Consider the following 15,455-nt stretch of genomic DNA (forward strand, 5'->3'; position numbering starts at 1 on the left):
TTTGTGCACATTTTACTGATAACGAATTAACAAGGCTGGATCTGGATCATGATTCAGTGGCTTAGCTTAGTTTTCAATAAAGGTGTTATTTTACAACATTTATCCGCCATCCTAGAGAAAATGGCCGGTTCAATCCACTAAATAAGCGAAAAAAGAGTCATTTTCTTTGGATAATTACGTCATTTTTTATAACTGGAAGTTCTAAACAGAAAAATTAGGGCGAGATTTAGGTATATAAATTCTTTTTACTTACTGTATTAATGACATTTTATGCAAATTGTTCTTTGTGCTCTGTTTGAATGAGGGCTCTGCATCAGCGCACCTGAGCGGATCCAGCAACGAAATAAAGATGCTATTGATTAGATTCATCGGGCGTTGCTTCTAATGAAGTTGTGGGGGCATATCGGGCTATCAAGATGATCAAAAGTAACACCGGAATGCCAATGGCGGCGGAAGCAATAAAGAAATTGAAATAACCAAAGTTATCGACGTATTTGCCCGAAAAACCGGCGATGAATTTAGGCAGTAAGGTCATCACCGAGCTAAATAGCGCATATTGAGTCGCTGAAAAAGCTCGGTTAGTTAAGCTAGACAGGTAGGTTATAAATGCCGAGATAGCGATACCGCCACTTAAATTATCCAGTGAGATAACCGCAATCAATAAGTGAAAGTTGGTTACTTCTAGGTGCCAAACTTGATCAAACCAAGTCATTTCAGTTTGCAATAGGGTTGGCTGAGACTGGGTTAGAGCCAATAATGCGAAGGTTAAGTTAGTGGTTGCAGCTAGTAAGGCTCCCAGGAATAAAATTTTCATGGTGCCAAAGCGGTGGATCAAGATACCGCCAATACCTGCTCCTACTAGCGTCATGATCACACCAAACACTTTGGTAACCGCTGCAATTTGCTCTTTGCTGAATTGCATATCCACATAGAATGGGTTGGCCATGATCCCCATGACGATGTCTGAAATACGATAAGTGGCGACTAAGGCCAAAATGAGTAAGGCTTGCCAGCGATAACGTACGAAGAAATCAGCAAAAGGGTTGATCACAGATATCTTTAACCAAGCAACTATCCCAGCCAATGGCTTGGGCATTCCATTTTCAGCTAAGGTTTGCTTCAATTGAGCTTGTTCTTGATTCGCAGAGCTTAAGTCCACTTGAGGTTCATGACAGAATAAGCAAGTGATCACCCCCACGAGCATTAACAGCATCATGATCAAATAAGAAAAGCGCCATGCTTCGCGGCTATAGCCTTGTAAATCAGCCGCATAGAATGCTGCCAGCGTGAGCGCTCCGGCACCCGCGACGATCATGGCGAGGCGATAGCCGGTTAAATAGGCTGCCGACATCGCGGCTTGATATTTTTCTGGTGCTGATTCGATACGATAAGCATCAATAACAATATCTTGGGTGGCAGAGCCAAAGGCAACCAAGACGGCAAAAGCGATAAATAGACCCAGGTTTTCTAGCGGGTCGGTCAATGCAATGCCAGTAATAGCAGCCATGATAAGTAACTGAGATAAAAGCAACCAACTGCGCCTACGCCCCAATAATTTGGCTAATAATGGCAGCGGTAAGCGATCGACTATCGGAGCCCAAACCCATTTAAAGCCATAGGCTAAGCCTGCCCAGCTAGCATAGCCAATCAGGGTGCGATCAACACCGGCTTCGCGTAACCAAAATGATAAGGTACCAAAGACCAGTAAAATCGGTAAGCCAGCTGAAAACCCCAATAAGAACAAAATTGCGACACGTTTTTCGGCGTAGACACTTAGGGCTTGGCGAAGAGAAAGAAAGAAGGGTTGTTTAGCTTGCTCGGTGTTAGTCAATGGCTTGACCTCTAATCAAAAATGCCATGGCATTGTGCGAGGCCGATACAATAAAATCAAGAGCTAGCGTGTATTCCCTTGGTGCAATCGCATAATATGCGCGGCACCAAGGGGGCATTGATACCCAAGACACCTCAAGATGCAGGATTCAGAGCGACTCCCAAGGGCGAGTTTTGTCGGTTGTTATGCTTTGTTGCTGATTTTCAACGTAGTGTAACAACCGTGAATAACTATGTCTTAAATCAGCATCGCGCCTAACTAACCTGCGGCCAAGGCCTGTAAACTCTTGCTGAAATCAAGCATCTCCAGGTTGATTGGGTATAATTATTGTTTTTCAACCAAGCTAATGGCGTTGATCACAACTTGGCTTTTAGGCACATCACGAGCCCCTGGCATCGCCGAGCTGGTGCCGGTTTTCACGCCAGCGATAGCATCAACAACTTCCATACCAGCAATAACTTTACCAAACACAGCGTAACCTGCACCGTAAGCGCCTTGATCTAGGTTGGGATTGTCTCTGTGATTGATAAAGAACTGACGAGTCGCGGAATTGGGATCGTTGGTGCGTGCCATTGCGATGGTGCCACGGTTATTGGATAGGCCATTATCGGCTTCATTTTTAATCGGCGCATTTGTTGCAAGACGCTGATAATCAGTCTTAAATCCACCGCCTTGGATCATGAATTCAGGAATAACGCGATGGAAAATGCTTTCTTTGAAGCCATCTTGCTGAATATAGGCAATAAAATTGGCAACGGTGACAGGGGCTTTATCTTGGAACAACTCTAGGGTGATGTCGCCCTTATTTGTGCTAATTAAAATTTCAGGATTGGCGGCAAATACCTGGCTAGTCATGAAAGTCGATAATAGCAGGGTAAAAGCGGCAATATAGTTACGAAACATCATAAATAGGTCCTTCTATTTGATTTCTTGTTGAACTTGTTTATCAGACAGCATTTGGCTTAAGACGTTAGCAAGAAGCTTATCGAGCGAGGCTTCTAAATCGGCTGAGCTTGGGCTGAATGAATCTTCACTTGAACTAATGTTCTTGTACTGCTTGGTTACTTTACGGTTGGGAGTGGTGATCACTAAGCGCAGCTCTATGGTATTTTTAGCGGTGTGCTTAGTTCGTTGTTGTTTGACTTCTGTTACTAGTTGGATAACTTCTAAATGGAATTTGGTATTGGCGTTCGCGCTTATGCGGACACCTTGCTTGGTTAACGCTTGTCCCAGTTTATCGGCAAGCACGTCATTGATGGGGGCATCGTTGTTGATGAGCTGAGTTTTCTTGTCTTTTTCGCTAATGCTCACGATATGCTTATTAACACGCAGATCTGCCGACGTTAATGCAATGCTGGGGGCGTTTTGATATTGCAAACTGGGCGCTGTTACGTCTGGGGAGAGGTGAAGATAGATGGGCAGGGTTGAGGAACACCCCCCGAGCATGAGTATCGCGAAAAGTGATGCAATTAGGTATTTCATATTAGCCTTAAAAACTGTGATACGTTGGCGCTGATGATAGCGTATTTAAGCGTAAAATCTATCCCATTATTGTCCTAGGAAGTAGAATTATTTATGGATTTATTTAACCAGCAGCAGGGTTTAGAGCGAATTGAGCTGACCGATGGAGAGCTTTGGTTGCAGCCTCAGTTTTATTCTCCGAGTGAATGCCAGCGCTTGTTTGAGCAGCTTGAGCAACTTGATTGGCAGCAGCAAGCAATTCGTATGTTCGGCAAATCTGTGTTGCAACCTAGGCAGCAATTCTGGTGTGGTGATAAGCCTTATACCTACTCGGGTCTGACTTTACCGGTAGCGCCTTGGCCAAGTTGTTTAGCGGCAATCAAGTCACAAATTGAGCAGGTGAGTGGGCATACGTTTAATAGTGTACTTGGTAATTTGTATCGCAATGGCCAAGATCACATGGGCTGGCACAGTGATGATGAGCCTGAGTTGGGAAGCAACCCGGTGATAGCGTCACTGAGTTTGGGGCAAACTCGGCGGTTTTTATTACGTCATAAGCGTAGCGGTGAAAAGTTTGAATTACCCTTAGCAGACGGCTGCTTATTGATTATGGCGGGCAGTACGCAACATCATTGGTTGCATCAAATCGCTAAAACGCAGCGCCCTTGTACTGCTCGTATCAATTTAACCTTTCGCAACATAATTTGAATTAATACTTCCGTGCTATTAAATCGATGGCTTAGACGGGGTTTACTCCCGCTATTTCAATCACGCTTTGATTTGCTTCATGTTTTTTTGTTGCCTTGGTTGTTTCATGTTTTTTTTAGATTAGTATTGTCAGATTGTTAATCTTGTTACCAATTTGAAACAAAGCAGGGATGTGCTAGTTGAAACAAACAAAAACAACGTCAGCAATGCGCAAGGTTGTGCTTGCCATTAATAAAAGTTCGGATTGGTTAGGCAACTCACTGGCGTGGCTATTGCTATTGATGGTGTCGGTGATGCTGCTGGTTGTACTGCTTCGTTATGGCTTTGATTATGGCTCGATAGGTTTGCAGGAGTCGACCCTGTATCTTCATGCTTTAACTTTTATGCTGGGTGCAGGTTACACCTTAAAGTTTGATGATCACGTTCGGGTTGATGTTTTTTATCGCAACTTTACTGCGCGCACTAAAGCCTGGGTCGATATCTTAGGTTTTTGTTTGTTACTTTTACCTGTGTGTTTATTTTTGTTTTTTAGCAGCTGGGAATATGTTATCAGCTCTTGGCAGTTACTGGAAGGCAGTCCTGAGCCCGGTGGTTTACCCTTGGTGTTTATCCTTAAAACAAACCTGCTGTTAATGCCTGTGCTGCTGATGTTGCAAGGCTTAGCTCAAACCTTAATGAATGTACTTACCTTACTGGGCCAGCCAATGGCGCAGCAAACCGATGAGGTATTGTTGTAATGGAATATATCTCACTGGTCATGTTTGCTGTGGTCTGCCTGGTTTTAATGGCCGGCTACCCCGTTGCTTTTTCCCTTGCTGGCACAGCTTTACTGTTTGCATCCATTGGCATAGTCACGGGCACCTTTGATGGCAGCTATTTAGGCGCTTTACCCAACCGTATATTTGGCATCATGATCAACCAAACCTTGTTGGCTGTGCCTTTGTTCGTCCTGATGGGGGTGATGTTAGAGAAATCCCAAGTGGCCGAGAAATTGCTGACCTCTATGGGTCAAGTGATGGGGCGCGTGAAAGGTGGATTAGCCATCGCCGTGGTGATGGTGGGGATGCTATTAGCTGCCAGTACGGGGATAGTGGGTGCCACTGTGGTGACCATGGGGTTGCTGTCGTTACCCACTATGCTAAAACAAGGTTACAAGGCGAGCTTTGCCACCGGTACGATTTGTGCGACGGGCACGTTAGGGCAAATAATCCCACCTTCGATTGCCTTGGTATTACTAGGCGATGTGCTATCTAGTGCGTATCAACAAGCGCAAATAAAAATGGGGATATTTTCACCCGATACGGTGTCAGTGGGAGATCTTTTTGCTGGAGCCATTGTCCCTGGCTTAATTTTAGTGTGCTGCTATTTGCTCTATGTTTTCTTTATGAGCTGGCTCAGTAAAGATACCATCAATGAGAACATAGCCGAGCAACAACAAGAGCGCGATCCTTTACTTAAAGTCGCTCTATTTAAAGCGTTAGTTCCTCCTTTATTGCTGATATTTGCCGTTCTAGGCTCAATTCTTCTTGGCTTAGCGACGCCGACAGAGGCCGCTGGTGTTGGTGCCTTTGGTGCTACTTTGTTGGCGTTTTTGCAAGGTAAGATGAATAAACAAGTGATGGCCGACGTGGTGCGCTCAACGCTGAAAATCACCTGTATGGTGTTTATGATCTTGATTGGCGCCTCGGTATTTTCACTCGTTTTTCGTGGTTTTGGCGGCGAAGATTTAATCCATGACATGTTTACCAATATGCCGGGTGGGCCAGTTGGCGCCATGTTAGTGGTGATGTTGGTGGTGTTTTTACTAGGCTTTATTTTGGACTTTATCGAAATCACCTTTGTGGTGGTGCCGATAGTTGGACCGGTATTACTGGCCATGGGGTTTGACCCTGTCTGGTTAGGCATCATGTTCGCCGTTAATTTACAAACTTCATTTTTAACGCCGCCGTTTGGTTTTGCCTTATTTTATTTGCGCGGTGTTGCGCCAGCTTCGGTTGCAACACGGGAAATTTATAAAGGCGTTGCTCCTTATATCGCCATTCAGGTGTTGGTGCTGATTGCCATTGCAATTTGGCCACAACTGGTAACTTGGTTGCCGGATCAAATATATAACTAATAACACAACTTGCATTACCCATTGGACTAACTTAAGTACAGCAGCGAATAAACTTTGTGGTTGTAACAGGAGAGAGAGATGAAAAAAATAACCAAAATGGCTTTCGCCTTTGCCATTACCGCAGCCGCCAGCTTGTCTTTGCTTGGTTGCGGTGAGCAAAAAGCCGATGATCAAGCGCAGGTAAAACAAGAGAACATTAAATGGAAACTCGTGACTTCTTGGCCGAAGAATTTCCCTGGCTTAGGGGTTGCGCCGGAGCGGTTTGCCGAAAAAGTGAATGTTATGAGTGGTGGTCGTTTAACCATCAAGGTATATGGCGCGGGTGAATTAGTACCGGCTTTGCAAGTATTTGATGCCGTGTCGGCTGGTACTGCGCAAATGGGCCACTCGGGTGCTTATTACTGGAAAGGCAAGTCACCTGCAGCGCAGTTTTTCTCTACCATGCCTTTTGGTATGACAGCACAAGAAATGAATGCTTGGTTACACAATGGCGGCGGCCTTGAGTTATGGCAAGAAGTGTATGCTCCATTTAATTTAATCCCGCTTGCGGGGGGCAATACCGACATTCAGATGGGTGGTTGGTTTAATAAAGAAATTAACACGGTGGCGGATTTAGAAGGGCTGAAAATGCGCTTACCTGGTTTAGGTGGAGAGGTGCTTAAGCGCGCTGGTGGTGTGCCGGTTAACTTACCTGGCGGCGAGATTTTCACTTCACTACAAACGGGTGCGATCGACGCGACAGAATGGGTAGGCCCATACAACGACTTGGCATTTGGCTTACACAAAGCCGCTAAGTTCTACTACTACCCAGGTTGGCATGAGCCAGGTACGACCATTGAATTTATGGCGAATAAGGCAGCAATGGAAGCATTACCTGCTGATTTGCGCATGATAGTGGAAGTGGCCGCAAAAGCGACAAACGAAGAGATGCTTGATGAATACATGGTGAAAAATGCCCAAGCACTGAAAACCTTAGTGGATGAGCACGGTGTTGAGCTACGTCAATTCCCACCTGAGGTAATGCATAAGCTGAAAACCTTAAGTGAAGAAGTGCTCCAAGAGCAAGTTGCTAACGATCCGCAAATGAAGAAAGTGTATGACGCTTATATGGCATTTTTAAATGACGCTAAGGAATACAGCAAGGTGTCTTCAAAAGCGTATATTGAGTTGCGTGATAACCAATAAAGCGCCTAAAAATGCCTTATTGGTAAAGGCTTAGCGGCACATTTGTTTGATTCAGATCAATTCCAGTAGCGGGCAATTTGCCCGCTATTTTTTTACCTATTTGGTTATAGTTTTGTAAAGCAGCGGAATAATAATTGTAACAAGTGAAATCATTATCTATGGTTTGATTTGTTAATCACTCCGCGAATTTTAAAGGAGACATGCTGTAACCAAGCATTTTTTTTGGCGATTTCGTCAGCTTTAATGCTAGAATACAGCGCCTGAAAATTTAGCTGGATGTTATCTTCATGTCGCAGGGGTGTTACAAAGGAACGTAGCACTAGCGTCAGATCAGGAGTCTAGCGAATAAATAGAGTGTCTTTAGGCACAAACCCTTTCTTCCCGATAAAGTAGTGCAAGTGAGTATGATTACAATAAAAAGAGGACTGGATCTCCCGATTCAAGGTGCTCCAGAGCAAGTAATCCATGATGGCAACGCCATCACTAAGGTAGCTACCCTGGGCGAAGACTATGTTGGCATGCGCCCGTCCATGAAAGTTAAGGTCGGTGACAGTGTAAAAAAAGGCCAAGTTCTTTTTGTCGATAAAAAGAATGAAGGTGTGCAATACACAGCGCCAGCATCCGGAGTAGTTGAAGAAATTAACCGTGGAGCCAAACGTGTTCTTCAGTCTGTTGTTATCGCTATCAAAGGCGATGACAGCGTAGCGTTCGATAAATTCGATGCGACTGAACTAGCGTCATTAAGCCAAGATAAGATTAAGCAGAACTTAATTGCATCTGGTGCATGGACGGCATTTCGTACCCGACCTTTTAATAAGGTTCCTGCGATTGACGCCAGCCCTGCAGCTATTTTTGTCACCGCCATGGATACCAATCCGCTCGCGGCTGACGCAGCAGTTATCATTAATCAACAAGAACAAGCATACCTAAACGGTTTGGCAGTGATTGCCCGTCTTACCGAAGGTAAAGTTTACGTGTGTAAAGGTGAGTCGAACTTACCAAAAGCCACGGCAGCAAATGTTGAAGAGCATGTTTTTGTTGGCCCGCATCCAGCTGGTTTGCCGGGCACTCATATTCACTTCCTCGAACCAGTTAGCGCTAACAAACAGGTTTGGTTTATTAATTACCAAGATGTGATTGCGTTTGGTCATCAGTTCTTAACCGGTGAACTATACACAGAACGCGTGGTGTCGCTTGCTGGCCCTGTAGTAAATAAGCCTCGCTTAGTTCGCACGCGTTTAGGCGCAAGTGTAGTTGAGCTGACTAAAGGTGAGCTGAAAGAGGGTGAAAATCGTATTATTTCCGGTTCCGTATTTTACGGCACTAACGCAACAGGTCCGATTGCATACTTAAGCCGTTACAGCAATCAAGTGTCTGTGCTGGCTGAAGGTCGCGAGAAAGAGTTTTTAGGTTGGGGTGCTCCGGGCTTCAATAAATTCTCTGTGGCTAACGTATTTGCATCTCGTTTTACTAAAAAGCTATTCAATTTCACCACTACAACAGGTGGTAGTGATCGTGCCATGGTGCCTATTGGTCAATATGAGCGCGTCATGCCCCTTGATATTTTGCCAACCATGTTACTTCGTGACTTGATTGCAGGTGATACAGATAGTGCACAGGCTTTAGGGTGCTTAGAGTTGGATGAAGAAGATTTGGCTTTATGTACCTTCGTATGTCCTGGTAAGTATGACTACGGTCCTATTCTTCGTGACTGTTTGACCACGATAGAGAAGGAAGGCTAATAATGTTGAAAAAAATTATTGAGGATCTAGAGCCTCATTTTGAACCTGGTGGTAAACACGAAAAATGGTATGCGCTTTATGAAGCCGCTGCCACGTTTGCTTATACCCCAGGTTTTGTAAACAAAGGTCGCTCTCACGTTCGTGATGGTATCGACTTAAAACGCATCATGATTTTCGTTTGGTTAGCAACGTTTCCAACCATGTTTTATGGTATGTACAACGTGGGTTTTCAAGCTAACGAAGCGATTGCCACGGGTGCTGGCGTAGCATTTGACGATTGGCGTGTTGCTATCCTGCAAATGCTCGGTGTAACCATGGGCGCTGATGCTGGCGTGTTTGCCAATATGATGTTTGGTGCCATGTACTTCCTTCCTATCTATGCGGTGACATTCATCGTAGGTGGTTTCTGGGAAGTGCTATTTGCAACCGTACGTCGCCATGAAGTCAACGAAGGTTTCTTTGTTACTTCTGTGTTGTTTGCCTTGATTGTTCCAGCTTCAATTCCGCTGTGGCAAGTGGCTATCGGTATTACCTTCGGTGTTGTTATCGCGAAAGAGATCTTTGGTGGTACTGGCCGTAACTTCCTAAACCCTGCATTAGCTGGTCGTGCATTCCTATTCTTTGCATACCCTTCAGATATCTCGGGTGACTCAGTGTGGACTGCGGTAGACGGTTTCTCAGGCGCGACTTCACTTAGCCTAGCGGCTAACGGTGGTATGGAAGCGGTAACTGCACAAATGACTTGGATGGATGCCTTCATTGGTAACATGCAAGGTTCAATTGGTGAAGTATCTACCTTAGCTATCCTAATCGGTGGTGCCTTCCTAATGATTACCAAGATTGCATCTTGGCGCATTGTGGCAGGTGTGATGATAGGTATGGGCGTAACCGCATTCTTGTTCAATGCGATCGGCTCAGACACCAACCCGATGTTCGCTGTGCCTTGGCACTGGCACCTAGTTATGGGTGGCTTTGCATTCGGTATGATGTTTATGGCAACTGACCCAGTGTCGGCATCATTTACCAACAATGGTAAGTGGATGTACGGTGCACTGATTGGTGTAATGGTAGTCCTTATTCGTGTGGTAAACCCTGCTTTCCCAGAAGGCATGATGCTAGCAATCCTATTTGCTAACTTGTTCGCCCCGTTATTCGACTACTTGGTTGTTCAGTCAAACGTTAAACGGAGACTTGCACGCAATGGCTAGTAAAGAATCTTTAGGCAAAACTATCTCGGTTGTAGTCGGAGTTTGTCTAGCTTGTTCTATTGTTGTTTCTGTTGCTGCAGTGGGTTTACGTCCAACTCAGCAAGCGAACGCATTATTAGATAAGCAAAAAAATATTTTGGCCGTTTCTGGTTTAGAAGTTGGCTCACAAAAAATGGCAGATGTGTTTGCTAAAAACATTGAAGCCCGAGTAGTGGACTTAGCTACTGGTGAATACTCTACGGCAGTAAACGCTGACGAATATGATCCTCTGGCAGCCGCGAAAGACCCAAGCATGAGCACTAAGCTTACACCTGAACAAGCTAAAGCGGGCTTTTCTCGCCGTGAAAACTTAGGCCTTGTTTACCTAGTTAAAAGCGATTCGGGTGACCTTGAGCGAGTTATCGTGCCTGTTCGCGGCGCGGGTCTTTGGAACATGATGTACGCTTTTGTTGCGGTACAACCTGATGGCAACACAGTTGACGGTATCACTTACTACCAACACGGTGAAACACCGGGTCTAGGTGGTGAAGTAGATAACCCTATGTGGAAAGCACTTTGGCCAGGCAAGAAATTGTTTGATGAGCAAGGTAATGCTGCCATCAAAATCGTTAAAGGCGGCGCGGCTGCGGGTGACGTACACGGTGTTGATGGTTTATCTGGTGCTACCTTAACGGGGGCGGGTATCCAGCATACCTTTGACTTTTGGTTGGGTGCGCAGGGTTATGGTGCTTACCTGAAAAAACTAGGTCTAGGAGAGCTAAACAATGGCTAGTGAAGCAAAAAGCGTCCTAACAGGACCGATTATTTCAAACAACCCGATTGCACTGCAAATCTTGGGTGTTTGTTCTGCCCTAGCGGTAACTAGTAAGCTTGAAACAGCCGTTGTAATGACCTTAGCGGTAACATTCGTAACGGCATTTTCTAACTTATTTATTTCGATTATTCGTAACCACATTCCTGGCAGTGTTCGTATTATCGTGCAAATGGCGATTATCGCGTCGTTGGTAATCGTGGTTGACCAAGTACTGAAAGCAGTGGCATTCGAACTTTCTAAGCAGCTATCTGTTTACGTAGGTTTGATTATTACTAACTGTATCGTAATGGGTCGTGCTGAAGCATATGCAATGAAGAGTCCTCCGGGCGCAAGTTTCATGGACGGCATCGGTAACGGTCTAGGTTACGGTTTCATTCTGATTGCTGTTGGTGGTATCCGTGAATTCTTTGGTTCTGGTGCGCTATTCGGTATTGAGATTATGCCATTAACGTCAGCAGGTGGTTGGTACCAAAGTAATGGTCTATTACTGTTGCCGCCAAGTGCGTTCTTTATCATCGGGTTATTGATCTGGGCAATCAGAACATACAAGCCTGAACAGGTTGAGGCGAAGGACTAATGGAACATTATTTAAGTATATTTATTCGCTCAATTTTCATTGAGAACATGGCGTTAGCTTTCTTCTTAGGTATGTGTACCTTCCTTGCTGTTTCGAAGAAAGTAAAAACAGCGTTTGGTCTAGGTGTTGCAGTTATCGTGGTATTGGCGATTTCTGTACCTGTTAACCAAATCATTTACTTCAACTTACTTGCACCGGGTGCACTTGAGTGGGCTGGCCTTGGCGATGCAGACTTAAGCTTCTTAGGTTATATCACCTTTATCGGTGTGATCGCGGCACTAGTACAAATCTTAGAAATGGTTCTGGATAAGTACTTCCCTGCGTTGTACCAAGCATTGGGTATTTTCTTGCCGTTAATCACGGTGAACTGTGCCATCTTCGGTGGTGTATCGTTTATGGTTCAACGTGAATACAACATCGCCGAGTCGTTTGTATACGGCGTAGGCAGTGGTGTTGGTTGGATGTTGGCAATTGTTGCACTTGCTGGTATCCGTGAGAAAATGAAATACGCAGACGTGCCAGATGGCCTTCGTGGTTTAGGTATTACCTTTATCACTTCAGGTCTAATGGCGTTGGGCTTCATGTCTTTCTCTGGTATTCAGTTGTAATCTCGGGGCCTACCTAGGCCCCTGAAGCAAGGAAATTGTCGATGGAAATTATTCTCGGCGTTGTCATGTTCACAGTTATAGTTTTAGCCTTGGTATTCATTATCTTGTCTGCTAAATCAAAACTAGTGGCCTCTGGCGACATTACAATCTCAGTAAATGGTGATCCTGAAAAGGCCATCACCTGTGGTGCTGGCGGTAAACTGCTAGGCGCCTTAGCGAACTCTGGTATCTTCGTTTCGTCTGCTTGTGGTGGCGGTGGTTCATGTGGCCAGTGTCGCGTTAAAATTAAATCAGGTGGTGGCGATATTCTACCAACTGAATTAGACCATATCTCAAAAGGTGAAGCTCGTGAGGGTGAGCGTTTAGCTTGTCAGGTAAACGTGAAACAAGATATGGACATTGAGCTGCCAGAAGAAATCTTTGGTGTTAAGAAGTGGGAATGTACCGTTATCTCTAATGATAACAAAGCGACCTTTATTAAAGAGCTTAAACTACAGATCCCTGATGGTGAGTCGGTCCCATTCCGTGCGGGTGGTTACATCCAAATTGAAGCGCCTGCGCACCATGTTAAATACAAAGACTTCGATATCGAAGAGCAATACCGTGGTGACTGGGAGCACTTTGGTTTCTTCAACTTAGAATCTAAAGTTGATGAAGAAACTATCCGTGCTTACTCGATGGCGAACTACCCAGAAGAGTACGGTATCATCATGCTTAACGTGCGTATCGCTACGCCGCCGCCAAACAACATGAAACTACCATGTGGTAAAATGTCTTCTTACATCTTCAGCTTAAAAGCGGGTGATAAGGTGACTATTTCTGGTCCGTTTGGTGAGTTCTTTGCCAAGGATACCGATGCTGAAATGGTATTTATCGGTGGTGGTGCAGGTATGGCGCCTATGCGCTCTCATATCTTCGACCAATTCCGTCGTCTACATACCAAGCGTAAAGTAAGCTTCTGGTATGGTGCACGTTCGAAGCGTGAAATGTTCTACGTTGAAGATTTCGATGCGATCGCAGCTGAAAATGACAACTTCGAATGGCATGTGGCATTAAGCGATCCGCAGCCTGAAGATAATTGGGATGGCTACACTGGCTTTATCCATAATGTATTGTATGAAAACTATCTGAAGGATCATGAAGCGCCGGAAGATTGTGAATACTACATGTGTGGTCCACCGGTGATGAACGCAGCCGTTATCAACATGCTAAAAGACTTAGGTGTTGAAGACGAAAATATCCTATTGGATGACTTTGGTGGCTAACCGCTGATGTTTAAATCCATAATGCAATGGCTAGCCTTTATCGGGCTAGCCTTTTTTATTACAGCCTGTAGCCAAGAAGCGCCAACCAAGCCAATGGTGGTAGTGGAAGGGGCGACGATGGGCACCTATTATCGGGTTAAGGTGGTCACCGAGGCCATTACCGATGTCGCAAGTTTTCAAGCTGAGTTAGATAAGCGCCTTGAGCTAGTCAACGACCAAATGTCGACTTATCGACCGCAATCTGAGTTATCCTTATTTAACCAAGCGCAGCAGAGCCACACGGTTTCGCCCGATACGATTAAGGTAGTTCAGCAGGGTATTGAGTTAGCTCAATTAACTCAGGGCGCATTGGATATTACCTTAGGTCCCTTGGTTAATTTATGGGGATTTGGTCCAGACGCCAAACCTAAACAGATGCCAACGGCGGAACAAATTGCAGCACGTAAGGCGATTACCGGCGTTGAGCATTTAACCATTGATGGTTTAACATTACATAAAGCTATTCCTGAGCTATATGTTGATTTATCATCCATTGCTAAAGGTTATGGGGTTGATGTCTTGGCCGACTATATTGAAAGCATGGGTGAGCATAATTACCTTGTCGATATCGGTGGCGAGCTTAAAATGAAAGGCCATAACGATAAAGACTTAGCTTGGCGTATTGCGGTTGAAAAGCCGGTTACCACTGAGCGTGCTATTCAGCAAGTCATTACTCCCGGTGATAATGCGGTTGCAACCTCGGGAGATTATCGCAATTACTATGAGGAAAATGGTGAGCGTTTTTCTCATATGATCAACCCAAGTACCGGCATGCCGATCAAGCATAAACTGGTTTCGGTCACTGTGATTGATAAATCATCGATGATCTCAGATGGCCTAGCAACGGCTCTTATGGTGATGGGGCCTGAACAAGGCTTTGCATTTGCAACAGAGCAACAATTGGCCGTGTATATGATAGAAAAAACAGCATCAGGCTTTACTCCTCGTTATACCGAGCAGTTTAAACCTTATCTGTTAACGGAGGCAAAATGACGTATTTTATTGCTACTTTTTTCGTGTTTCTTTTAGTGATAGTGGCCATGTCTGTTGGCTATATTTTCCAAAAGAAAGCGGTCAGTGGTAGTTGCGGTGGCTTGGGTAGTATTGGCATTGAAAAGGAATGCGATTGCCCCGATCCTTGTGATAATCGCAAGCGAAAAATGGCTAAAGCAGAAGCCAGACGAAAAATGCTGGAAGAAAATCGCATCATCTAAATGATGATAATGATAAAGGCCCGATGGGCCTTTTTTATTTTCAGCCCTAAACCACCTACTTCAGTAGGTGGTTATCATCCATAGGGGGCTTTGCCCGAAGTTCTACTCATGCTAAATGGACTCTCGATTTTTAGCGAAGTCAAAGAGGACAAATAACATGAGTAGATATAACCAAGCTTCCCACGTATTTTGGAGATGTCAATATCACATTGTGTGGACACCAAAGTATCGTTTTCGAATATTGAAAAATAATGTGGGTAAAGAAGTTTATCGGTGCATACAGGTTTACTGTAATCAACTTGGATGTGAAGTCGTTGAATTGAATGTACAAGTTGACCATGTTCACCTAGTGGTAAAGGTACCGCCAAAATTATCAATATCAAGTTTGATGGGTGTTTTGAAAGGTAAAATAGCCTTGAAGTTATTTAGCAAATTCCCATATCTAAGGAAGAACAAGTTATGGGGAAATCATTTTTGGCAAAGGGGCTATTTTGTTGATAGCGTAGGAATCAATGAGGAAATAATACGCCGATACGTAAGGCACCAAGAGAAACAAGAGCGTCAAGAGCAGAGAGAGTTGGCGCTGAACTAAACAAAGGCCCCCTTTTAGGGGGTTAACACAAAGCCACCTTCTTCAGAAGGTGGATTATTTACTGCATGCAGCTTGATTAATGTGTTTTTATACAT

General features: G+C 44.6%; 16 protein-coding genes. 13 read left to right on the plus strand and 3 right to left on the minus strand.

Going from position 1 to position 15,455, the window contains the following annotated elements:
* Positions 1 to 352: 352 nt before the first annotated feature.
* The 3 genes from ACK8OT_RS05485 to ACK8OT_RS05495 all read right to left on the minus strand — a co-directional run bounded on the left by ACK8OT_RS05485 (position 353) and on the right by ACK8OT_RS05495 (position 3,313).
* On the minus strand, positions 353 to 1,831 hold the full coding sequence (locus tag ACK8OT_RS05485) for an AmpG family muropeptide MFS transporter (protein ID WP_410195499.1): 1,479 nt from the start codon (positions 1,829 to 1,831) through the stop codon (positions 353 to 355).
* Positions 1,832 to 2,155: 324 nt separating this feature from the next.
* The gene (locus ACK8OT_RS05490) at positions 2,156 to 2,737 is read right to left on the minus strand and encodes a peptidylprolyl isomerase (protein WP_410195500.1); all 582 of its coding nucleotides are present in this window, start codon (positions 2,735 to 2,737) and stop codon (positions 2,156 to 2,158) included.
* Between the two features lie 12 nt (positions 2,738 to 2,749).
* Positions 2,750 to 3,313 (minus strand): YajG family lipoprotein, encoded by a 564-nt coding sequence (locus tag ACK8OT_RS05495; RefSeq protein WP_410195501.1) that lies wholly within the window; start codon positions 3,311 to 3,313, stop codon positions 2,750 to 2,752.
* Positions 3,314 to 3,406: 93 nt separating this feature from the next.
* Here ACK8OT_RS05495 and ACK8OT_RS05500 point away from each other — a divergent pair, with 93 nt between their 5' ends.
* From ACK8OT_RS05500 to tnpA, 13 genes are all read left to right on the plus strand, one after another.
* The gene (locus tag ACK8OT_RS05500) at positions 3,407 to 4,000 is read left to right on the plus strand and encodes an alpha-ketoglutarate-dependent dioxygenase AlkB family protein (protein ID WP_410195502.1); all 594 of its coding nucleotides are present in this window, start codon (positions 3,407 to 3,409) and stop codon (positions 3,998 to 4,000) included.
* Between the two features lie 179 nt (positions 4,001 to 4,179).
* The gene (locus tag ACK8OT_RS05505) at positions 4,180 to 4,737 is read left to right on the plus strand and encodes a TRAP transporter small permease subunit (protein WP_410195503.1); all 558 of its coding nucleotides are present in this window, start codon (positions 4,180 to 4,182) and stop codon (positions 4,735 to 4,737) included.
* Positions 4,737 to 6,116, plus strand: coding sequence for a TRAP transporter large permease (locus ACK8OT_RS05510; protein WP_410195504.1), 1,380 nt, complete (start codon positions 4,737 to 4,739; stop codon positions 6,114 to 6,116). The genes ACK8OT_RS05505 and ACK8OT_RS05510 overlap by 1 nt, the downstream gene beginning before the upstream one ends.
* 78 nt (positions 6,117 to 6,194) lie before the next feature.
* Positions 6,195 to 7,301 (plus strand): TRAP transporter substrate-binding protein, encoded by a 1,107-nt coding sequence (locus tag ACK8OT_RS05515; protein ID WP_410195505.1) that lies wholly within the window; start codon positions 6,195 to 6,197, stop codon positions 7,299 to 7,301.
* Between the two features lie 404 nt (positions 7,302 to 7,705).
* Positions 7,706 to 9,043: a Na(+)-translocating NADH-quinone reductase subunit A gene (locus tag ACK8OT_RS05520; RefSeq protein ID WP_410195506.1), complete on the plus strand. Its 1,338-nt coding sequence runs from the start codon at positions 7,706 to 7,708 to the stop codon at positions 9,041 to 9,043.
* A complete protein-coding gene (locus tag ACK8OT_RS05525) occupies positions 9,043 to 10,251 on the plus strand; it encodes an NADH:ubiquinone reductase (Na(+)-transporting) subunit B (protein WP_410195625.1) in 1,209 nt (402 codons plus the stop codon). The genes ACK8OT_RS05520 and ACK8OT_RS05525 overlap by 1 nt, the downstream gene beginning before the upstream one ends.
* A complete protein-coding gene (locus ACK8OT_RS05530; RefSeq protein WP_410195507.1) occupies positions 10,244 to 11,023 on the plus strand; it encodes a Na(+)-translocating NADH-quinone reductase subunit C in 780 nt (259 codons plus the stop codon). The genes ACK8OT_RS05525 and ACK8OT_RS05530 overlap by 8 nt, the downstream gene beginning before the upstream one ends.
* A complete protein-coding gene (locus ACK8OT_RS05535) occupies positions 11,016 to 11,642 on the plus strand; it encodes an NADH:ubiquinone reductase (Na(+)-transporting) subunit D (RefSeq protein WP_410195508.1) in 627 nt (208 codons plus the stop codon). The genes ACK8OT_RS05530 and ACK8OT_RS05535 overlap by 8 nt, the downstream gene beginning before the upstream one ends.
* Positions 11,642 to 12,250 (plus strand): NADH:ubiquinone reductase (Na(+)-transporting) subunit E, encoded by a 609-nt coding sequence (gene nqrE / locus ACK8OT_RS05540; protein ID WP_410195509.1) that lies wholly within the window; start codon positions 11,642 to 11,644, stop codon positions 12,248 to 12,250. The genes ACK8OT_RS05535 and nqrE overlap by 1 nt, the downstream gene beginning before the upstream one ends.
* A 41-nt stretch (positions 12,251 to 12,291) precedes the next feature.
* The gene (gene nqrF, locus ACK8OT_RS05545; protein ID WP_410195510.1) at positions 12,292 to 13,515 is read left to right on the plus strand and encodes an NADH:ubiquinone reductase (Na(+)-transporting) subunit F; all 1,224 of its coding nucleotides are present in this window, start codon (positions 12,292 to 12,294) and stop codon (positions 13,513 to 13,515) included.
* 6 nt (positions 13,516 to 13,521) lie between these two features.
* Positions 13,522 to 14,547, plus strand: coding sequence for an FAD:protein FMN transferase (locus ACK8OT_RS05550; RefSeq protein WP_410195511.1), 1,026 nt, complete (start codon positions 13,522 to 13,524; stop codon positions 14,545 to 14,547).
* Positions 14,544 to 14,768, plus strand: coding sequence for a (Na+)-NQR maturation NqrM (gene nqrM, locus ACK8OT_RS05555; RefSeq protein WP_410195512.1), 225 nt, complete (start codon positions 14,544 to 14,546; stop codon positions 14,766 to 14,768). Before ACK8OT_RS05550 ends, nqrM begins: the two co-directional genes overlap by 4 nt.
* A gap of 157 nt (positions 14,769 to 14,925) precedes the next feature.
* Entirely contained in the window at positions 14,926 to 15,360 is a 435-nt protein-coding gene (gene tnpA / locus ACK8OT_RS05560; protein WP_410195513.1) for an IS200/IS605 family transposase, read from the plus strand.
* Positions 15,361 to 15,455 lie beyond the last annotated feature (95 nt).

The sequence above is a fragment of the Motilimonas thetidivivens genome (assembly GCF_046452435.1).
Lineage (GTDB): Bacteria > Pseudomonadota > Gammaproteobacteria > Enterobacterales > CBDFNC01 > Motilimonas.

Bases quoted from the DNA above. Each gene is read 5' to 3' on its own strand.
- nqrM (WP_410195512.1), top strand. From the start codon at position 14,544: ATGACGTATTTTATTGCTACTTTTTTCGTGTTTCTTTTAGTGATAGTG.
- tnpA (WP_410195513.1), top strand. From the start codon at position 14,926: ATGAGTAGATATAACCAAGCTTCCCACGTATTTTGGAGATGTCAATAT.
- nqrE (WP_410195509.1), top strand. From the start codon at position 11,642: ATGGAACATTATTTAAGTATATTTATTCGCTCAATTTTCATTGAGAAC.
- ACK8OT_RS05530 (WP_410195507.1), top strand. From the start codon at position 10,244: ATGGCTAGTAAAGAATCTTTAGGCAAAACTATCTCGGTTGTAGTCGGA.
- ACK8OT_RS05510 (WP_410195504.1), top strand. From the start codon at position 4,737: ATGGAATATATCTCACTGGTCATGTTTGCTGTGGTCTGCCTGGTTTTA.
- ACK8OT_RS05550 (WP_410195511.1), top strand. From the start codon at position 13,522: ATGTTTAAATCCATAATGCAATGGCTAGCCTTTATCGGGCTAGCCTTT.
- ACK8OT_RS05490 (WP_410195500.1), bottom strand. From the start codon at position 2,737: ATGATGTTTCGTAACTATATTGCCGCTTTTACCCTGCTATTATCGACT.
- nqrF (WP_410195510.1), top strand. From the start codon at position 12,292: ATGGAAATTATTCTCGGCGTTGTCATGTTCACAGTTATAGTTTTAGCC.
- ACK8OT_RS05515 (WP_410195505.1), top strand. From the start codon at position 6,195: ATGAAAAAAATAACCAAAATGGCTTTCGCCTTTGCCATTACCGCAGCC.
- ACK8OT_RS05535 (WP_410195508.1), top strand. From the start codon at position 11,016: ATGGCTAGTGAAGCAAAAAGCGTCCTAACAGGACCGATTATTTCAAAC.
- ACK8OT_RS05500 (WP_410195502.1), top strand. From the start codon at position 3,407: ATGGATTTATTTAACCAGCAGCAGGGTTTAGAGCGAATTGAGCTGACC.
- ACK8OT_RS05495 (WP_410195501.1), bottom strand. From the start codon at position 3,313: ATGAAATACCTAATTGCATCACTTTTCGCGATACTCATGCTCGGGGGG.
- ACK8OT_RS05520 (WP_410195506.1), top strand. From the start codon at position 7,706: ATGATTACAATAAAAAGAGGACTGGATCTCCCGATTCAAGGTGCTCCA.